General features: G+C 71.9%; 13 protein-coding genes. 5 read left to right on the plus strand and 8 right to left on the minus strand.

Features of this window, described 5'->3' with window-relative positions:
• Positions 1–64: 64 nt before the first annotated feature.
• Complete coding sequence (locus ABD691_RS33080; RefSeq protein ID WP_344686312.1) at positions 65–3,373, minus strand: L-tyrosine/L-tryptophan isonitrile synthase family protein; 3,309 nt, start codon at positions 3,371–3,373, stop codon at positions 65–67.
• 571 nt (positions 3,374–3,944) lie between these two features.
• Between ABD691_RS33080 and ABD691_RS33085 the strand changes: the two genes are divergently transcribed.
• Positions 3,945–4,592 carry a TetR/AcrR family transcriptional regulator gene (locus tag ABD691_RS33085; protein ID WP_425565217.1) on the plus strand — a complete coding sequence of 216 codons (648 nt, stop codon included), beginning with the start codon at positions 3,945–3,947 and terminating at the stop codon, positions 4,590–4,592.
• Here the strand turns inward: ABD691_RS33085 and ABD691_RS33090 are convergent.
• Positions 4,562–5,761, minus strand: a complete 1,200-nt coding sequence (locus ABD691_RS33090; protein WP_344686313.1) for an amino acid deaminase/aldolase — start codon at positions 5,759–5,761, stop codon at positions 4,562–4,564. The genes ABD691_RS33085 and ABD691_RS33090 overlap by 31 nt on opposite strands.
• 91 nt (positions 5,762–5,852) lie before the next feature.
• Here ABD691_RS33090 and ABD691_RS33095 point away from each other — a divergent pair, with 91 nt between their 5' ends.
• Positions 5,853–7,169, plus strand: a complete 1,317-nt coding sequence (locus ABD691_RS33095; protein ID WP_344686314.1) for a D-arabinono-1,4-lactone oxidase — start codon at positions 5,853–5,855, stop codon at positions 7,167–7,169.
• A 95-nt stretch (positions 7,170–7,264) separates the two neighbouring features.
• On the opposite strand, the gene ABD691_RS33100 is transcribed toward ABD691_RS33095, so the two are convergent.
• From ABD691_RS33100 to ABD691_RS33115, 4 genes are all read right to left on the minus strand, one after another.
• Complete coding sequence (locus ABD691_RS33100) at positions 7,265–7,921, minus strand: SDR family oxidoreductase (RefSeq protein WP_344686315.1); 657 nt, start codon at positions 7,919–7,921, stop codon at positions 7,265–7,267.
• Positions 7,922–7,958: 37 nt separating this feature from the next.
• Positions 7,959–8,597 (minus strand): hypothetical protein, encoded by a 639-nt coding sequence (locus ABD691_RS33105; RefSeq protein WP_344686316.1) that lies wholly within the window; start codon positions 8,595–8,597, stop codon positions 7,959–7,961.
• Between the two features lie 211 nt (positions 8,598–8,808).
• The gene (locus tag ABD691_RS33110) at positions 8,809–9,597 is read right to left on the minus strand and encodes an IclR family transcriptional regulator (protein WP_344686317.1); all 789 of its coding nucleotides are present in this window, start codon (positions 9,595–9,597) and stop codon (positions 8,809–8,811) included.
• 75 nt (positions 9,598–9,672) lie between these two features.
• Positions 9,673–10,089 (minus strand): cupin domain-containing protein, encoded by a 417-nt coding sequence (locus ABD691_RS33115; protein WP_344686318.1) that lies wholly within the window; start codon positions 10,087–10,089, stop codon positions 9,673–9,675.
• A 59-nt stretch (positions 10,090–10,148) separates the two neighbouring features.
• Here ABD691_RS33115 and ABD691_RS33120 point away from each other — a divergent pair, with 59 nt between their 5' ends.
• From ABD691_RS33120 to ABD691_RS33130, 3 genes are all read left to right on the plus strand, one after another.
• Entirely contained in the window at positions 10,149–10,622 is a 474-nt protein-coding gene (locus ABD691_RS33120) for a MarR family winged helix-turn-helix transcriptional regulator (protein WP_344686319.1), read from the plus strand.
• A gap of 89 nt (positions 10,623–10,711) precedes the next feature.
• Positions 10,712–11,566 carry an arylamine N-acetyltransferase family protein gene (locus ABD691_RS33125; protein WP_344686320.1) on the plus strand — a complete coding sequence of 285 codons (855 nt, stop codon included), beginning with the start codon at positions 10,712–10,714 and terminating at the stop codon, positions 11,564–11,566.
• 92 nt (positions 11,567–11,658) lie between these two features.
• Positions 11,659–12,885, plus strand: coding sequence for an FAD-dependent monooxygenase (locus ABD691_RS33130; RefSeq protein WP_344686321.1), 1,227 nt, complete (start codon positions 11,659–11,661; stop codon positions 12,883–12,885).
• Here ABD691_RS33130 and ABD691_RS33135 read toward each other — a convergent pair.
• Together ABD691_RS33135 and ABD691_RS33140 are read right to left on the minus strand one after the other, a co-directional pair.
• Positions 12,882–14,726: an ABC transporter ATP-binding protein gene (locus tag ABD691_RS33135; protein ID WP_344686322.1), complete on the minus strand. Its 1,845-nt coding sequence runs from the start codon at positions 14,724–14,726 to the stop codon at positions 12,882–12,884. The two genes, ABD691_RS33130 and ABD691_RS33135, sit on opposite strands and share 4 nt — an antisense overlap.
• A 100-nt stretch (positions 14,727–14,826) precedes the next feature.
• A complete protein-coding gene (locus ABD691_RS33140; protein ID WP_344686323.1) occupies positions 14,827–14,982 on the minus strand; it encodes a hypothetical protein in 156 nt (51 codons plus the stop codon).
• Between the last annotated feature and the right edge of the window lie 144 nt (positions 14,983–15,126).

Consider the following 15,126-nt stretch of genomic DNA (forward strand, 5'->3'; position numbering starts at 1 on the left):
TGACACCGGGGCCTTTACATCTCCACGACCAGAACCCGTTGCGCCGCACGGCGGTGCGCGGTTGCTACTTGCGGCGCAACCGGATCCGGGCGGCGAAGTCGGGGTCCAGGCGAATGCCGGTGCCGGACAGGCGGGTCCGCTCGGCGGGCACCATCAGCCACGGCTGCCTGGGACCGACCAGCGGCGAGTAGACCGGCACGAAACCCCGGTCCAGCATCGCGACCGCGAAGTCGACCGCCAGGTATCCCCGGCCGTCGACCACCCCGGTCCCCTGCCACGGCAGCAGACCCGAGCCGCCGAGGTAGGTGAAGCCGCAGCGACCGGGCCTGGCCGCGCTGACGGTGAGCCGCACGCGGTCCGGGAACAGCTCCTCGTAGCCGAGTTCCTCGTCGACCCGCAGCGTCGCCAGGTAGCGGACCACCGCGTGCCAGGCCCGGCGCAGCACCGCGGCCCTGGCGTCCCGGACCTCGGGCGCCGCGGTGCGGTCGGTGAGGTTGTAGACGTCGGCGTAGACCAGCGCCGACCAGGACATCCGGTCCACGCCCGCGGGGACCGGCACCGGCACCGAGTACACCACCGACATCAGCATCTCCCGGAACAGGTGCAGCACCGGGGCCAGCGGTCCATCCACAGTGGACAGATAGGAGTGCACCGACTCCAGCGTCCGCAGCGGGTTAGAGGTGATGTCGAAACCGCGCAGCAGGTCGTTGATCTCGGCCCGGTACCGGGCGAGCCGCACCGCGCGTTCGGCGGGCACGTCCGGCCCGAGCCGGTCGCGCGCTACGGTGTCGATCTCCTCCACCGTCGTGCAGTCGCCGATGCCGACCAGGTCGACGTACTCCCGCAGCTTCCGGCTGTACGCGTCGGTGATCGCCGCGGGCCGGGGCCGGAAGTGCCTGCCGTCGGTGAGGATGTTGAAGTGCAGCCCCGGCGGGTGCACGCCGCGCACCGCCTGCTGCAACTCCCGCAGCCGCGCCAGACCGCCGAACTCGGCAAGGTCCGGCAGCGGGCCGAACGCCTTGAGCCGGTTGAGGCACTGCTTGACCGGGAAGCCGAGCAGCACCGTCTCGATCGGTTCGCCGCGCCGGACGGCCGGTCCCGCGTCCCGGCGCATGTCGTCCCACCGGTAGTTCGACCGCGCGCCCTTGAGGAACTGCTTGCGGGTGAAGACGTGGTGCAGCGCCCGGATCACCTGCTCCGGATCGCCGCCGTCGACCGCGAACTTGGCGCGGGCGCTCTGCGCGGTGCGCGCCGCCGAGCGGTCGACGTCGGCGAGCACCGAGTCGACCACCGCGAGCGACTCGTCCTCGGTGAGCTGCACCGACCACCGGTCGGCGACCCGGTTCCGGCGCATCGCGCCGACCTGGATCTCCTCCAGGGAATGGGTGTTGGACAGCGACGAGCCGGTCTTCCTCGGCCGCGGCGAGGTCTCGAAGGTGGCGATCACCCGCGCGTCGTCGGGCACCGGCTGCTCCGGCCTGCGCTCGGTCGCCAGCCCGGGGACCTCCACCGCCACCGCGAGCGCGCCGGGGAACTCCTTGGTCAGCGCGATCCGGTTGCACAGCATGTCGTCGAAGACCGCGACGACGTCGAGTTCGCCGAGTTCCCGGAGCTTCTCCACCTTCAGCTCGGAGATCGGCCGGGTCCGCTCGTCCGGCATGCACAGCAGGACGGCGTCCGGCACACCGGCCTCGGCCAGCACCTCCTCGGTGTACCGGCGGACCCGCTCCCGCCGCCCGGTGCAGAACACGACCTGCCCGCCCGCGTCCTGGACGTCCCAGACGAACCGGGCCAGCCCGGCGTTGACGGTGTCGGTGCGCAACCGCTCCCAGGGCCGGGCGAAGGCGCGGAAGAAGTCCGAGTGCACCTGCCGCCAGTCGACCTCCGGGTACTTGTCGCCGAGCCCGCTGAGCTCGACGAAGTTGTGCCAGGTGGATTCGGCGTAGGTGGGCAGCAGCGGCAGCGATCCCGGGCTGGCGAGTTCGAGGACGCCTTCCGGCGCACCGGGCCGCGGGCCCGAGATCGCGCGGGCCGCGTCGAAAGTGCGTTGCAGCGGGACGATTCCGCACAGGTCGAGGTCGATGACCACGGTCGGGGGCGGCAGGCCGGGGTCCCACCGCCTGCGCCTGGTCCGCTCCTGGACGGTGTGCAGGACCTCCTTGAGCACGTCGTCCTGCGATTCCGCCACGGTGTGGGCGAATTCCCGCAACGCCGGGTCGGTCGAGAGCAGTTCGGCGGTGCGCGGCTTGAGGAAGCGCAGCTCCTCGGCGATGACGCGGTCCGCCGCCGCGCGCACCCTGCTCTCGGAACGTGCGCCCGAACCGAAGCGGATGCGGGCGAATCCGGCGCTGAGCGCGTCGATCGTGCCGACCAGCGCCGCCGCCCCGGACGGCACGTCGGCGGCCGACGGCCGGTCGAGCACCCGCTCGAAGTCGGTCACCACGATCCGCCCGGTGGCCTGCAACTCCGGTGACAGCTCGAAGCCCACACCGCGCTCGTCCAGGGCGAACAGCCCGATCCGGTGGGTGTCGACGGCGAGCCGGAACGCCCGCAGCAGCGGGCGGACCAGGTGGTCGAGGAAGTACGGGAGCTCGTCCTCCCGGCGCTCGAACCGGTTCTCGATCACCTGCCGCAGCAGCGCCGGACCGCCGTCCCCGGTGCCGCGCAGCAGCGCCGGGAGCGTGGCGACGACGGTGCCGCCGGGGTGCTTCGGGTGCGGTGGCTGCGGTTCGGCCTCGCACCCCAGGACGGCCGTGCCGCTGCGGTTGTCGACGAACGCGGCCGACGCCGGCAGCGTCGCGCAGTGCATCCGCAGCACCGGGTCGGACCGGACCGCCGAGTCCAGCCGCTGCCACCCGGCCAGCTGCCGCTTCGCGCCGTCGCGGTCGGTGGTGCGCAGCTCCACGACCGGGCCGGAGCCGCGCACGGCGGGCCCGTCACCGACGGCGGAGTCCGGGCGGTCGGCGCCCCGCTCCGCGGGGAACAGCACCGAACCGTCGGACCCGATCAGCGGCCCCAGGCGGTGCCGCGCGTCGATCGACTCGTCGGCGGTCAGCGGCTCCACCCGGTCCGGCGGCAGGGCCACCCAGCCGGTTCCGGCCGGCGCGGACTCTGGCCCGGCCAGGAACCGGGTCAGCCGGTGCAGCCAGAGCGGGTCGTGCTCGCGCCTGGTGCGCCGCAGCCGCACCAGCGCGCGGTACAGGTCGGCCCAGGTCGGCTCGCCGCCCAGCGGCAGCCCGGCCCCGGCGCCCGCGCCGACCAGCCGGTGCGGCGCGCCCTCGACCCGCAGTCCGTAGCCGCCGTCGCGGAGCAGGGTGTTGGCCTCCTCGACCCCCAGCGGGGACCACAGGTCCCGGCGACGCCAACCGTCCAACGATCGGTCTCCTTGTCCGTCCCGGCGAGCGGGAGCCGTCGGTCCGGCGGTCACCGGGCGGGAACCGCGGGTGCGGCCTGCGGAAGGCTCACCGCGCTGCCCGGTGGTCTCCTCCCGGTGAGTGCCCACCGCACGAGCACAGCACGACGGGTGCCGGAATGACGAGAAGCGGCGCCACAGTTACCCACGTTGACCCTTCTGTCGCGGATCGAACAGATTCGAACCACGCTAGATAGTGACCCTTCGCATTGACAACGTGACGGAATGCATACGGCCACATCGGTGCTCCGGGTCCGCCGGGCGGCGGTATCCCTTGCCACGTCCCGGGGAACGTACGCGTCGGAGGAGGTCAAGTTGTGAACGCCGAAACCACCCGTCCGGTTGATGTACCTTTCGGCATGTCCGCAGCGCGTGCACGGAGCGGCAACGGGAAAATCGGACCAACGGAATCGAGTGGTTTCGACGCACCCGGCCGCTGGGACCGTGTCCCGGCAATCGAGGGAGGGCTCCCCTGAAAGAGAGTCACGGTCGTGGTCGGCAAGATGGTCGAGAACATGATCAAGGAGTCGCCTTGCCCACCGAAGTAGCGCCCCTGCGCCGCAAGCCGGTCCAGCAACGCAGCGCACAGCGAGTTGAGAAGATGCTCGAAGCCTGTGCTCAGCTCATCGACGAGCTGGGCTACGACGGGCTGTCCACGACCCTGATCGCCGAGCGCGCGGGGGTCGCGGTCGGCTCGCTCTACCAGTTCTTCCCGGACAAACGGGCGGTTGTGCAGGAGCTGACGCTGCGCAACCTGGAGCGGTTCGTGCGGACGGTGTCCGACCGCTTCGAGAAGGCCGGGATGGCCCACTGGTGGGACGCCGTGGACGCCGTCTTCGACGTCTACATGACCATGCACCGGGAGGTCCCCGGCTTCAGCCGCCTGCACTTCGGCGATGTCGTGGACCTGCGCCTGCTCGACGAGAGCAAGGACAACAACACGGTGATCGCCGAGAAGCTGACCTCGCTGATCGCCGACGAGTTCGGCCTCGAACCCGCCGACCTGCTGCTGCCGCTGTCGGTGGCGGTGGAGGCCGCCGACGCCGTGCTGCACCTGGCCTTCCGCCGCGATCCGGCAGGGGATCCGACGCTGGTCACCGAGGCCCGCGAGCTGGTCCGGGGTTACCTGGCCAACCGCCTGCCCGACGATCAGCCGAAGGACCTGCCCTCGCCGCGATAGGTCGGCACCGATCCGGCCACCGCGTCGCCCGCCACCAGGTGGTACTCGTTGAACCGCTCGGCGAGTTCACCGGCCTTGGCGTGCCGGAACCACACCCGGTCGCCCAGGCGCAGCGCGCGGGCGGCGGTGCCGGTCACCGGGGTCTGCACCTCGCCTGCCCCTTCCAGCCCGGTCAGCCTCAGCCCCGCGGGCAGGTACGGGGCGGGGGCGCGGTCCGGTCCGACCGGACCGGACGCGACGTAGCCGCCGCCGAACAGGGTCGCGATCCGCTCGGTTGGCCGGTGCACCACCGGCAGCGCGAACAGCAGCGCCGGATCGGGGCGGAACGAGCGGTAGCCGTCGAACAGGACCGGTCCGACGAGTCCGGACCCGGCGGCGACCTCGGTGACGGCGGGTTCGGCCGCGGTGCTCTCGATGCTGCCGGTGCCGCCGCCGTTGACGAACTCCAGTTCGGTCATGGCGCGCACCGCCGCGACGATGTCCGCCCGCCGGTCGGCGAGCTCGGCGGCGGAGCGCCGCTGCATCCAGCGCACGCCCAGCCCGCGCAGCGGACTGCCCGGCGGCGCGTCCCCGACCCCGGCGATCTGACCTTCGTAAGCCATCAGGCCGACCAGCCGGAATCCCTTGCGGCGCAACAGCGATCCGGCCAGCCTGCGGGCGTCGTCGGCGGTGTGCACCGGCGAGCGGCGGGTGCCGACGTGCAGCGCGGGCAGCGGACGCCAGGACGCGTCGACGTCGAGGCAGAGCCGGATGTCCGGGTGGTCCCGGCCGACGGCGGAGTCGACGAGGTCCAGGTGTTCGACGGAGTCGACCATGATCGTGACGGCCGCGGCGGCGGCCGGGTCGGCGGCCAGCGCGCGCAGCGCGCCGCGGTCGGCGGTCGGGTAGGCGACGACGATGTCGTCGGCGAGCCCTTCGGCGTGCAGCCAGAGCGCTTCGGCGAGGCTGTAGCACATGAGCCCGGCGAAGCCGGGGGTTTCCAGGGCGCGGCGCAGCAGTTCGCGGCAGCGGACCGACTTGGTGACGACCCGGACCGGCCGTCCGGCGGCGCGCCGCGCCAGGTCGGCGGCGTTGCGCCGGAAAGCTTCGAGGTCGGCCACCGCGAACGGGGGGTCGAGCTCGCTGGTGGCCGTGTCGAGTCTCCGCGACTCGGGGAGCGCCTTGAGCACGGACCCACGTTATGCCGACAACCCTTGTTATGTGAATCATATTCACATAATTTCTCCCTCACCGTGTGTCAGCCGGAAGGGGCTTTCCGTCATGACCAGCTGGAGGAACTGGGCCGGGACCGAGTCCGCGACGCCCGCCAGGACCCTGACCCCGCGCGATGCCGAGGCCGCCGCCGAAGCGATCCGCACCGCCGCCGGATCGGGACACCGGGTGCGCCCGCTCGGCTCCGGGCACTCCTTCACCGGCATCGGCGCGCCCCCGGCCGACGGGATCGCGCTGGACCTCTCGGCGTGGACCGGGATCGCGCGCACCGAGGGCGACCTGGTGACCGTCCGCGCGGGCACCCCCCTGCACCAGCTCAACCGCGAGCTCGACGAGCACGGCCTCGCGATGGCCAACCTCGGCGACATCGACGCCCAGACCCTCGCCGGGGCGATCTCCACCGGCACCCACGGCACCGGCGCGGGCCTCGGCGGGCTGGCCACCCAGGTCGAGGCGCTGGAACTGCTGCTGGCGGACGGTTCGCCGCGCCGCTGCTCGGCGACCGAGAACCCCGAGCTGTTCGCCGCCGCGCGGGTCGGCCTCGGCGCGCTGGGCGTGATCCACACCGTCACCCTGCGCTGCGTGCCCGCCTTCGGGCTCGTCGCCGACGAGCGCCCGGAACCGCTGGACGCCGTCCTGGAGCGGTTCGACGAGCTGGCCGCGGGCAACGACCACTTCGAGTTCTACTGGTTCCCGCACGGGACCAAGACGCTGGTCAAGCGCAACAACCGGCTGCCGGACGGAGCGCCGCGGCAGCCGTTGAGCCCGCTGCGGCACTTCGTCGAGTACGAGCTGTTGGAGAACCGGGTTTTCGGCGCGCTGTGCCGGCTCGGCCGCGGCCTGCCCGCGCTGGTGCGACCGCTGAACCGGCTCGCGGGCTCGGCGCTTTCGGCCCGCTCCTACAGCGACCGCTCGCACCGCGTTTTCGTGACCAGGCGCGAGGTCCGGTTCGTCGAGTCCGAGTACGCCGTCCCGCTCGACCAGCTCGGCGCCGTGATCCGCGAGCTGCGCGCGACGGTCGGCAAGCTCGAACATCCCGTCATGTTCCCGATCGAGGTCCGCGTGGCCGCGCCGGACGACATCTGGTTGTCGACCGCCTACCGGCGCCCGTCCGCCTACGTCGCGATCCACCAGTTCGCGGGAATGCCGTACCGGCACTACTTCGAGACGTTCGAGTCGATCGTGGGAGCGGTCGGCGGACGCCCGCACTGGGGCAAGATGCACCGGCTCGCCGCGGCCGACCTCCGGGAGCGCTACCCGCGGTTCGACGACTTCCTGCGGGTCCGCGACGAGGTCGACCCGGAGGGCGTGTTCGGCAACCCCTACCTGGACCGGGTGCTCGGGGTGAGCCGGAACGCGAAGTAGCCGTCGGGGTGGCGGAACCTCACGCGCCTGCCTTCTCGCTGCGGGACCGAAGCGCCGCCACCGCTTCAAAGATCAAGGAGCCCTCGGCTCGTGGATCAGGCCAGCGCGCTGCGGACGGCTTCGTCGATCGGGGTGTCGCCGTTGACCATCTCCAGCGTGTGCTGCGCCGCCCCGGGCGCGTCGAGGAGCGCGACCAGCACGGCCGCGACGTCGGCGCGGGTGACTTCGGCGCGCGGCACCGACTCGGCGATCGTGACCCTGCCGGTCGGCGCGTCGTCGGTCAGCAGGCCCGGGCGCAGGATCGTCCAGTCCAGGTCGCGGGCGCGCAGGTCGGCCTCGGCGGCGCGCTTGGCGTCGAGGTACGCGCCGAAGACCTCGCCCACGTCCGCCGGGTTCGGCCGCGCGGTGCCCATCGCGCTGATCTGGATGATCCGCCGGACCCCGGCACGCTCGCAGGCGTCGGCCAGCAGCCCGGACGCCGCTCTGTCCACTGTGTCCTTGCGCGGGACACCCCTGCCCGGACCGGCTCCGGCGGCGAAGACCGCGGCGTCGGAGCCCGCGATCCGGTCCGCGAGGGTCGCCGCGTCGGTGTGCTCCAGGTCGGCGAGCACCGGTTCGATCCCGTCGACGCGCAGATCAGCCGCGTGGTCGGGGTTGCGGATCAGCCCCAGCGCGGTGTCCCCGCGCCTGGCCAGCCGCCTGCCCAGCAGTCGCGCGATCTGCCCGTGCCCGCCCGCAATCGCCACTCGCATGCCCCAACCCTAAGGGCCGCGTCCGCGCTCGTCCGGCTCAGCTGCGGGAGGGCGCCGGGACGTCGAGGGACAGCAGCTGCTGGTAGACGACCTCGTTGATCCAGCGCGAAACCGCCGTGTGCTCGACCGGCGGGGCGTCGTCGAAGCAGCGGCCCGCGAGCTCGACCTGCACGGTCTCGCCGTCGGCGCTGAGCACCCCGACGCCGAACTGGCGGGCCCGGATCAGGCAGGTCTCCATGAAGTCCGGTGCGAGCGTGACGCTGCGCGGCACGACGATCGCGGTGTTGGTGAAGCGGGCGAACGGCACCGCGTCGGTCAGCGCGCTGCGCCAGTGCCGGGCCGGGGCGAGCACGCCGCTGACCCGCGCCGCAGGCGGCGGCACCCTGCCGTCCATCTCCGGCCACACCCAGGTCGCGATCTCGGCGCGGTCGAGCACCGGTTCGCTGCCCAGGCACAGCCGCTCGGCGTGCGCGTCGGGCACCAGGTCGGCGACCGGCACGACGTGCCTGCCGAGCAGCTTCAGCGGCGGCAGCACGCTGCCCGTCCAGCCCAGGACGCTCGCCGAGAGCTCGGCGAGGGTCCCTATCGAGGAGGGTAGGTCCAGGGGCGAGCGCACATGGGCCGAGCAGACCCGGATCTCGTTGTCGACCACGGCACGTCCCGGCGTTCCGGTCACGGCTTTCCGCCTCCCTAGCTGCTGCGGCGGCCACTCGCGTGGCGGGCAGTCCTGAACCTAAACAGCTCGGCGCCTTTCTCAGATGACCCGACAGGGCCCGTGCGACCGGCGGCCGACAGTGGTCGGTGACTGGTCGACGAACGGCAACCGGACTTCAGCCCGGCGGTCCTCCAATCAGGTGAGTCAGGTCGGGGAAGCGCGCCGACCGCCCTCAGTTCGACAGCACGTCCCGCATCTGCCGGTGCTGCTCGCCCAGCCGCTGCCGGATCGCCTCCGCCGCCGGGATCAGCGGTTTGACCAGCTTGGGGACCTCGGCCCGAGCGCTGTGGGCGACCACGCCGAGCGCGGCGACCACCGCGCCGGTGCCGTCCCGCACCGGGACGGCCGCCGAGCAGTTGCCGAGCGACATCTCCTCGGTCGCCTGGGCGAAACCGCGCAGGCGCACGCCCTGCAGCTCCTTGCCGAGCCGCCCGGGCTCGGTGATCGTGTACGGGGTGTGCCTGCTCAGGCCGCGCTCGCAGTACTCGTGCACCAGCGCGGCGGGCGCGTGCGCCAGCAGCACCTTGCCGACGCTGGTCGAGTGCAGCGGCAGTCGTCCGCCGCTGCGGGAGATGATCGGCACCGAGCTGTGCGCGGTCAGCTTCTCGACGTAGACCGCCTCGACCCCGTCCCGCACGGCCAGGTGCACGTTGTCCCGGGTGGCCGCGCAGAGCTCCTGCATGAACGGCAGCGCGACCTGGCGCAGGGTGCTGTTCACCGGCGCGAGCAGGCCGATCTCCCACAGCCGCAGCCCGACCGCGTACTGGCCGTCGCCGTCGCGGTGCAGCGCGCCCCAGGTCTCCAGCTCGCGGACCAGCCGGTGCGCGGTGGCCAGCGGGATCCCGGCCCGGCGGGCGATGGCGGTCAGGCTGAGCCGGGTGTGGTCGATGTCGAAGGCCGTGAGCACGCTCAGGGCCCGTGCCGTGACCGAACGACCGGGATCCCGGCTGTTTCCCGCCATCTCGTACCTCCTCGTGCTGACGGCACATAGCCCAGCACAATCACCAGGAGGAGTGAAGCCCGGTTCCGCGTTTGGTCAGACCACCCAGGGCGGGAGCAGCAGCTGCGCGCCCTTCGGAGCCTGGTCGCACGCCTCGTCGGCGGTGCGGCCCTCCGGGTTGTAGACGCGGGTTCCGGCAGGCGCGGCGACGATCGCCGCGACCCCGGAGTCCGGCCCGGCGGTGATCCGGCGCGGCGCGCCCGCGGGCAGGACCACGGTGTCCCCGGAGGTCACGACGTGCTCGACGCCGTCGAGGTCGACGGTGGCGGTGCCCGACAGGACGGTCCAGATCTGCTCGGCGTCGAAGGCGTGCCTCGGCCCGCCCTTGCCGGGTTCGAGGTCGACGCGCCAGAGCGCGAGTCCGGTTCCGCCCTGGGTCGGCGAGGCCAGCGTGGTCATCACGCCGTTCGGCGTGTCGGAACGGCGGCTGTCGGCGGCGCGGATGACAGGCATGGTCGGATCTCCTAAAATCGACAACATGGTTGTCGAGATGGTTAACCTGGTTGTCGAAAATGTCAACCGCTGACGCTCCCGGGTTCGAGCTGCCGATGCGCCTGTTCCTCGGATTCCGGGCGCTCGTGGACGAACTCCACGCCGAACTGGCCCGCCAGGGCCACCCGGACGTCCGGCCCACGCACGGCTTCGTCTTCCAGGCGATCGGGCCGGACGGCACCACCGCGGCCGAACTCGGCCGTGCGCTTGGGATTTCGAAGCAGGCCGCCGCCAAGACCGTCGACTCCCTCGAACGGCTCGGCTACGTCGAGCGCGGCGCCGACGCACGCGACGCGCGGCGCAAGGTCGTCCGGCTCACCGACCGCGGGCTCGACTGCCTCCGGCGCTCGGCGCGGATCTTCGACGCGCTGCGGGCGCGGTGGGCGGAGGAGATCGGCGAGCAGCGCCTGCGCGCGCTGGAGGACGACCTCCGCAAGGTCACCCCCGAAGTCTTCCGGCTGGACGTGCCCGGTTGGTTCGGAAATCCGGCCTGATCAGGAAATCCGGCCTGATCCGGAATTTCGGCGACCTCCGGTTCGCTCGAACTGCTAGGCGACGGTGCAGAACTCCCGGGAGGACAACGATGAGCATCGAGATCGCGCATCCGCGGCGGGGCCCCGGCTACGGCTGGAACTCCGAACTCCTCGACCTGGACGCCTACCTCGACCGCATCGGGTACCGGGGCGACCGCGCGCCCACCGCCGAGACGCTGCGCGCGCTGCACCTGGCGCACATCGCCGCGATCCCCTTCGAGAACCTGGAGGTCGTGTTCGGCCGCCCGGTCGACCTGGACCTCGGATCCGTCCAGGACAAGCTGGTGCGCCGGCCGCGCGGCGGCTACTGCTACGAGCACGTCGGCCTGTTCGCGGCCGTGCTGGAACGGCTCGGCTACACCATCACCGGGCTGCTGTCCCGGGTCGTCATGGACTCCGACAGGCTGATCCCCGCCACCCACTCGCTGCTGCTGGTGGAAGCCTCCGGAACGCGCTGGATCTGCGACGTCGGGCTCGGCTGCGGTCCGCTGGGGCCGATCGAGTTCGCCGACGGCGCGCAGGACACCGAGGGCGGCTGGACCAACCGGCTGCACGAGGTCTCCGGGACCGGCGAGTGGGAGGTGCAGCGCTGGACCGGCGAGCGCTGGATGGTCCTGCACCGCTTCACCACCAACCCCGCCTACACCATCGACCACCGCGTGGGGAACCACTACATCGCCACGCACCCCCGGTCGCCGTTCTCCGGCGACCTGCACGCGATGCGCATCGGCCCCGGGTTCCTGCACACCCTGGACGGCACGGTGCTCACCACGACCCGCCCGGACGGCGCCGTCGACAAGCGGCGGCTCGCGGCGTCCGAGGTGCCCGGCGTGCTCGCCAAGCAGTTCGACGTCGTCCTGGACACCGACGACAGCGCGGCCCTGGTCGCCTACCTGGAGCCCTAGGGCCGCACGCTGCGACCTGTGCCCGCTGCGTGCAGCATGGGGCGAGGCGGAGAAGGGGGCTCTCCGCCAGTTTTCCGGGGGAGGTTGCGGGAATGAAGATCTGCTGCGTTGGTGCCGGTCCGGCCGGGCTGTACTTCGCGATCTCGGTGCGGCTGCGCGATCCCGACCACGAGATCAGCATCATCGAGCGCGACCCGCCCGGGGCCACCTACGGCTGGGGCGTCGTGTACTGGGACGACCTGCTGGACGTGCTCTACCGCAACGACCGGGAGAGCGCCCAGCAGCTGCGCGCCGCGTCCACGCTGTGGCAGGAGCAGGAGATCCGCCTCAACGACGCGGATTCGGCCTACCTCGGCGGGTACGGCTACAGCCTCGGCCGGGCCGCGATGCTGGACGTCCTCGCGCGCCGCGCGCAGACCCTCGGCGTCAAGATCGAGTACCAGCGTGAGATCACCGATCCGGCGGCGCTGCCCGACGCCGACCTGATCGTGGGTTCGGACGGGGTGAACAGCAAGATCCGGCAGTCCCGCGCGGACGTCTTCGGCACCCGGACCGACACCGGCAGCAACCCCTACATCTGGCTGGGCACGGACAAGGTGTTCGACCGCTTCACCTTCGCGTTCGAGGAGACCCCGCAGGGCTGGATCTGGTTCCACGCCTACCCGTCCAGCGCCGGGATCAGCACCTGCATCGTCGAGTGCACCGAGCAGACCTGGCGCAACCTCGGCCTGGACTCCATCGACCACGAGGAGGGGATCCGGCTGCTGGAGCGGATCTTCGAGCGCCCGCTGGAGGGGCACCGGCTGATCAGCCAGTCCCGCGGGCGGCCCGCGCAATGGCTGCGCTTCACCCAGGTCCGCAACGAGTCCTGGATCCACGACAACATCGTGCTGATCGGCGACGCCGCGCACACCACGCACTTCACCATCGGCTCCGGCACCCGGCTGGCGATGCTGGACGCCATCAACCTGGCTCAGAGCCTCTACGACAACCGGAACGTGGAGGTCGCGCTGCGCGACTTCGACCAGCGGGCCCGCGCCGCGCTGCGCCCGATCCAGGCGGCGGCGCGCAGCAGCATGGCGTGGTTCGAGCGGGCCGACCAGTACCTCGACCGGGACGCGCTGTCGTTCTCCTACTCGATGGCGTCCCGGCACGAGCCGCAGCCGCCGTGGCAGTACCAGCTGCACCGCGTCACGCAGGTTCCCGCCGTGCGCAAGGGGATGCGCTACTTCGACAACGGCCGCCGCTGGTTCCTGGCGCTGCGGCGCGGCGAGTCCGTCACCGCTCCGATCCGGGAGCGGCTGCCGCTGGGGTCCTAGCCCCCGGGCGCGACGCCGTTGGGAGAACCGTTCGGCGACGGGTGGTGCAGGCGGTAGAGGTGGGCGTAACCGCTGCCGTTGGTGAGCAGTTCGGTGTGCGTCCCGGCCTCGGTCACCACTCCCCGGTCGAGGAACAGGATGTGGTGGGCGTCGGAGACGGTCAGCAGGTTGTGCGAGATGACGATCGTCGTGCGGCCCGCCATCAGCCGCCGCAGCGGCGCCAGGATCCGCTTGCTGGACTCGGCGTCCAGGCTCGTCGTCGGCTCGTCGAGCAGCAGCACCGGGGCGTCGCGGATCATCGCGCGGGCGATGGCGATCCGCTGCCGCTGGCCGCCGGAGAGCAGCCTGCCGCGCTGGCCGACGCGCGTCTCGTAACCGTCGGGCAGGGTCAGGATGAACTCGTGCGCGTCGGCGGCCTCGGCCGCGCGGACCAGCTCGACGTCGGTGGCGTCGGCGCGACCGGCGCGGATGTTGTCCGCGATGGTTCCGTCCAGCAGCAGCGTTTCCTGCAGCACGATCGCGATGTTGGCCCGCAGCTCCTCCGGGTCGAGGTCGCGCAGGTCGTGCCCGTCCAGGCTGATCCGGCCGCGCGTCGGGTCGTAGAACCGCAGCAGCAGCTTGGTCAGCGTCGACTTGCCCGCGCCGCTGGCGCCGACCACGGCGGTCGTGGTGCCGGGCTCGGCGTCGAAGCTGACGTCGGTCAGCACGTCGTCGCTGGTCTCCGGGTAGCGGAAGCTGACCCCGTCCACCCGCAGCAGCCCGCGGGCCCGCCCGAGCGGGACCGGCTTCGCCGGGGCGCTGACCTGCGGCTTCTGGTCGAGCAGGTCGATGATGCGCTCGGCGCCGGCCGACGCCTCGAACACCGTGTTGGTCAGCTGCCCCAGCTCGCGGACCGGGGTGTAGAGCTGGGTCAGGTACACCAGGAACGCCAGCAGCCCGCCGAGGCTGATCCGGTCGGCCGACAGCTCCCAGATGCCCACGCCCAGGATCGCCATCACGCCGATCACCTCGACCAGGTCGACCATCGGCGAGAACAGCGCACCGATCCGGGCGGAGGCGAGTTCGGCCCCGACGCTGGCGCGGCTCTGCCGGGAGAAGCGCTCGACCTCGGCGTGCTCCCGCCCGTACGCCTGGATCAGCGGTGCGTTGCCCAGGCTCTCCTCGGCCACGGTGCTGATCGACCCGGTGCGCCCGCGCACCTCGCGGGCCGCGACCTTGATCCGCACCGCGAAGAACTTCGCGATCCACAGGAACAGCGGCACCGCGATCAGCGCCACCAGCGCGAGCCGCCAGTCGAGGTAGAAGATGACCCCGGCGAACACCACGATCTTGACCAGCGACGAGAAGGTCTGCGCGACCCCGGACAGCACCAGCTGCTCGATCGCGGCAACGTCACCGGTGAGCCTGCTCAGCGTGTCGCCGAGCCTGCGGCGGTCGAAGAAGCCGACCGACAGCGTGTGCAGGTGCGCGAACACGCGGACGCGCAGCCGGTTGAGGAAGTTCTCCCCGATCCACACCGTCAGGTACTGGCTGCCGAACTCGATCGCGCCCCCGACCAGCGTCACCACCGCGTAGGCGGCGGCGACCAGCGGGAAGAGCGCGAAGTTCCGCGGTGACAGCACGTCGTCGATCAGGACCTTGAACAGCCAGATGCCCGCGGCGTCCATCAGCGGCGCCAGCAGGACCAGCAGCAGGCTCAGCAGCATCCAGCCCCAGAACGGCCGCGCGTCCGGCCAGAACCGGCGGAAGACCTCCCGCACCCGCTTCGCGGGCGCCGCCTCCACGATTCCTTCGGCGTCGCCCTCCGGCGGGCGGACCAGCCACCTCGCGACCCCCAGCACGAGCTCACCTCATCCCCGATGACACGGGTGTAGCTCCCGCTGCGGGAGCGGGAGCTACACCCGGAACAACCAGCTGCGCTGATTCAGCTGGGCAGGTCACTCAGCAGCCCCACCAGCCGCCCCAGTGGCCCCAGCCCCAGCCGTTGCCCCAGCCCCAGCCCCAGCCGTGGCCCCAACCCCAGCCCCAGCCGTTGCCCCAGCCATTGCCCCAGCCGTTGCCCGAACGGCTCTTGCCGAAGATCACCTTGATACGCATTTTCCGATCTCGCTTTCGGGTTGTGCTGATCCGGTGCCGCCCGCGGTTCACCGGAACCCGGGCGGCAGGATTTCCGGCCGTCATCGGCCGGCACGCACCCGCGACGATGATTCTTCTCCGCACCAGAAGAGCATTTCCGGAAAT

It is taken from the genome of Saccharopolyspora taberi (assembly GCF_039534165.1).
In the GTDB taxonomy this organism is placed as follows: domain Bacteria; phylum Actinomycetota; class Actinomycetes; order Mycobacteriales; family Pseudonocardiaceae; genus Saccharopolyspora_D; species Saccharopolyspora_D taberi.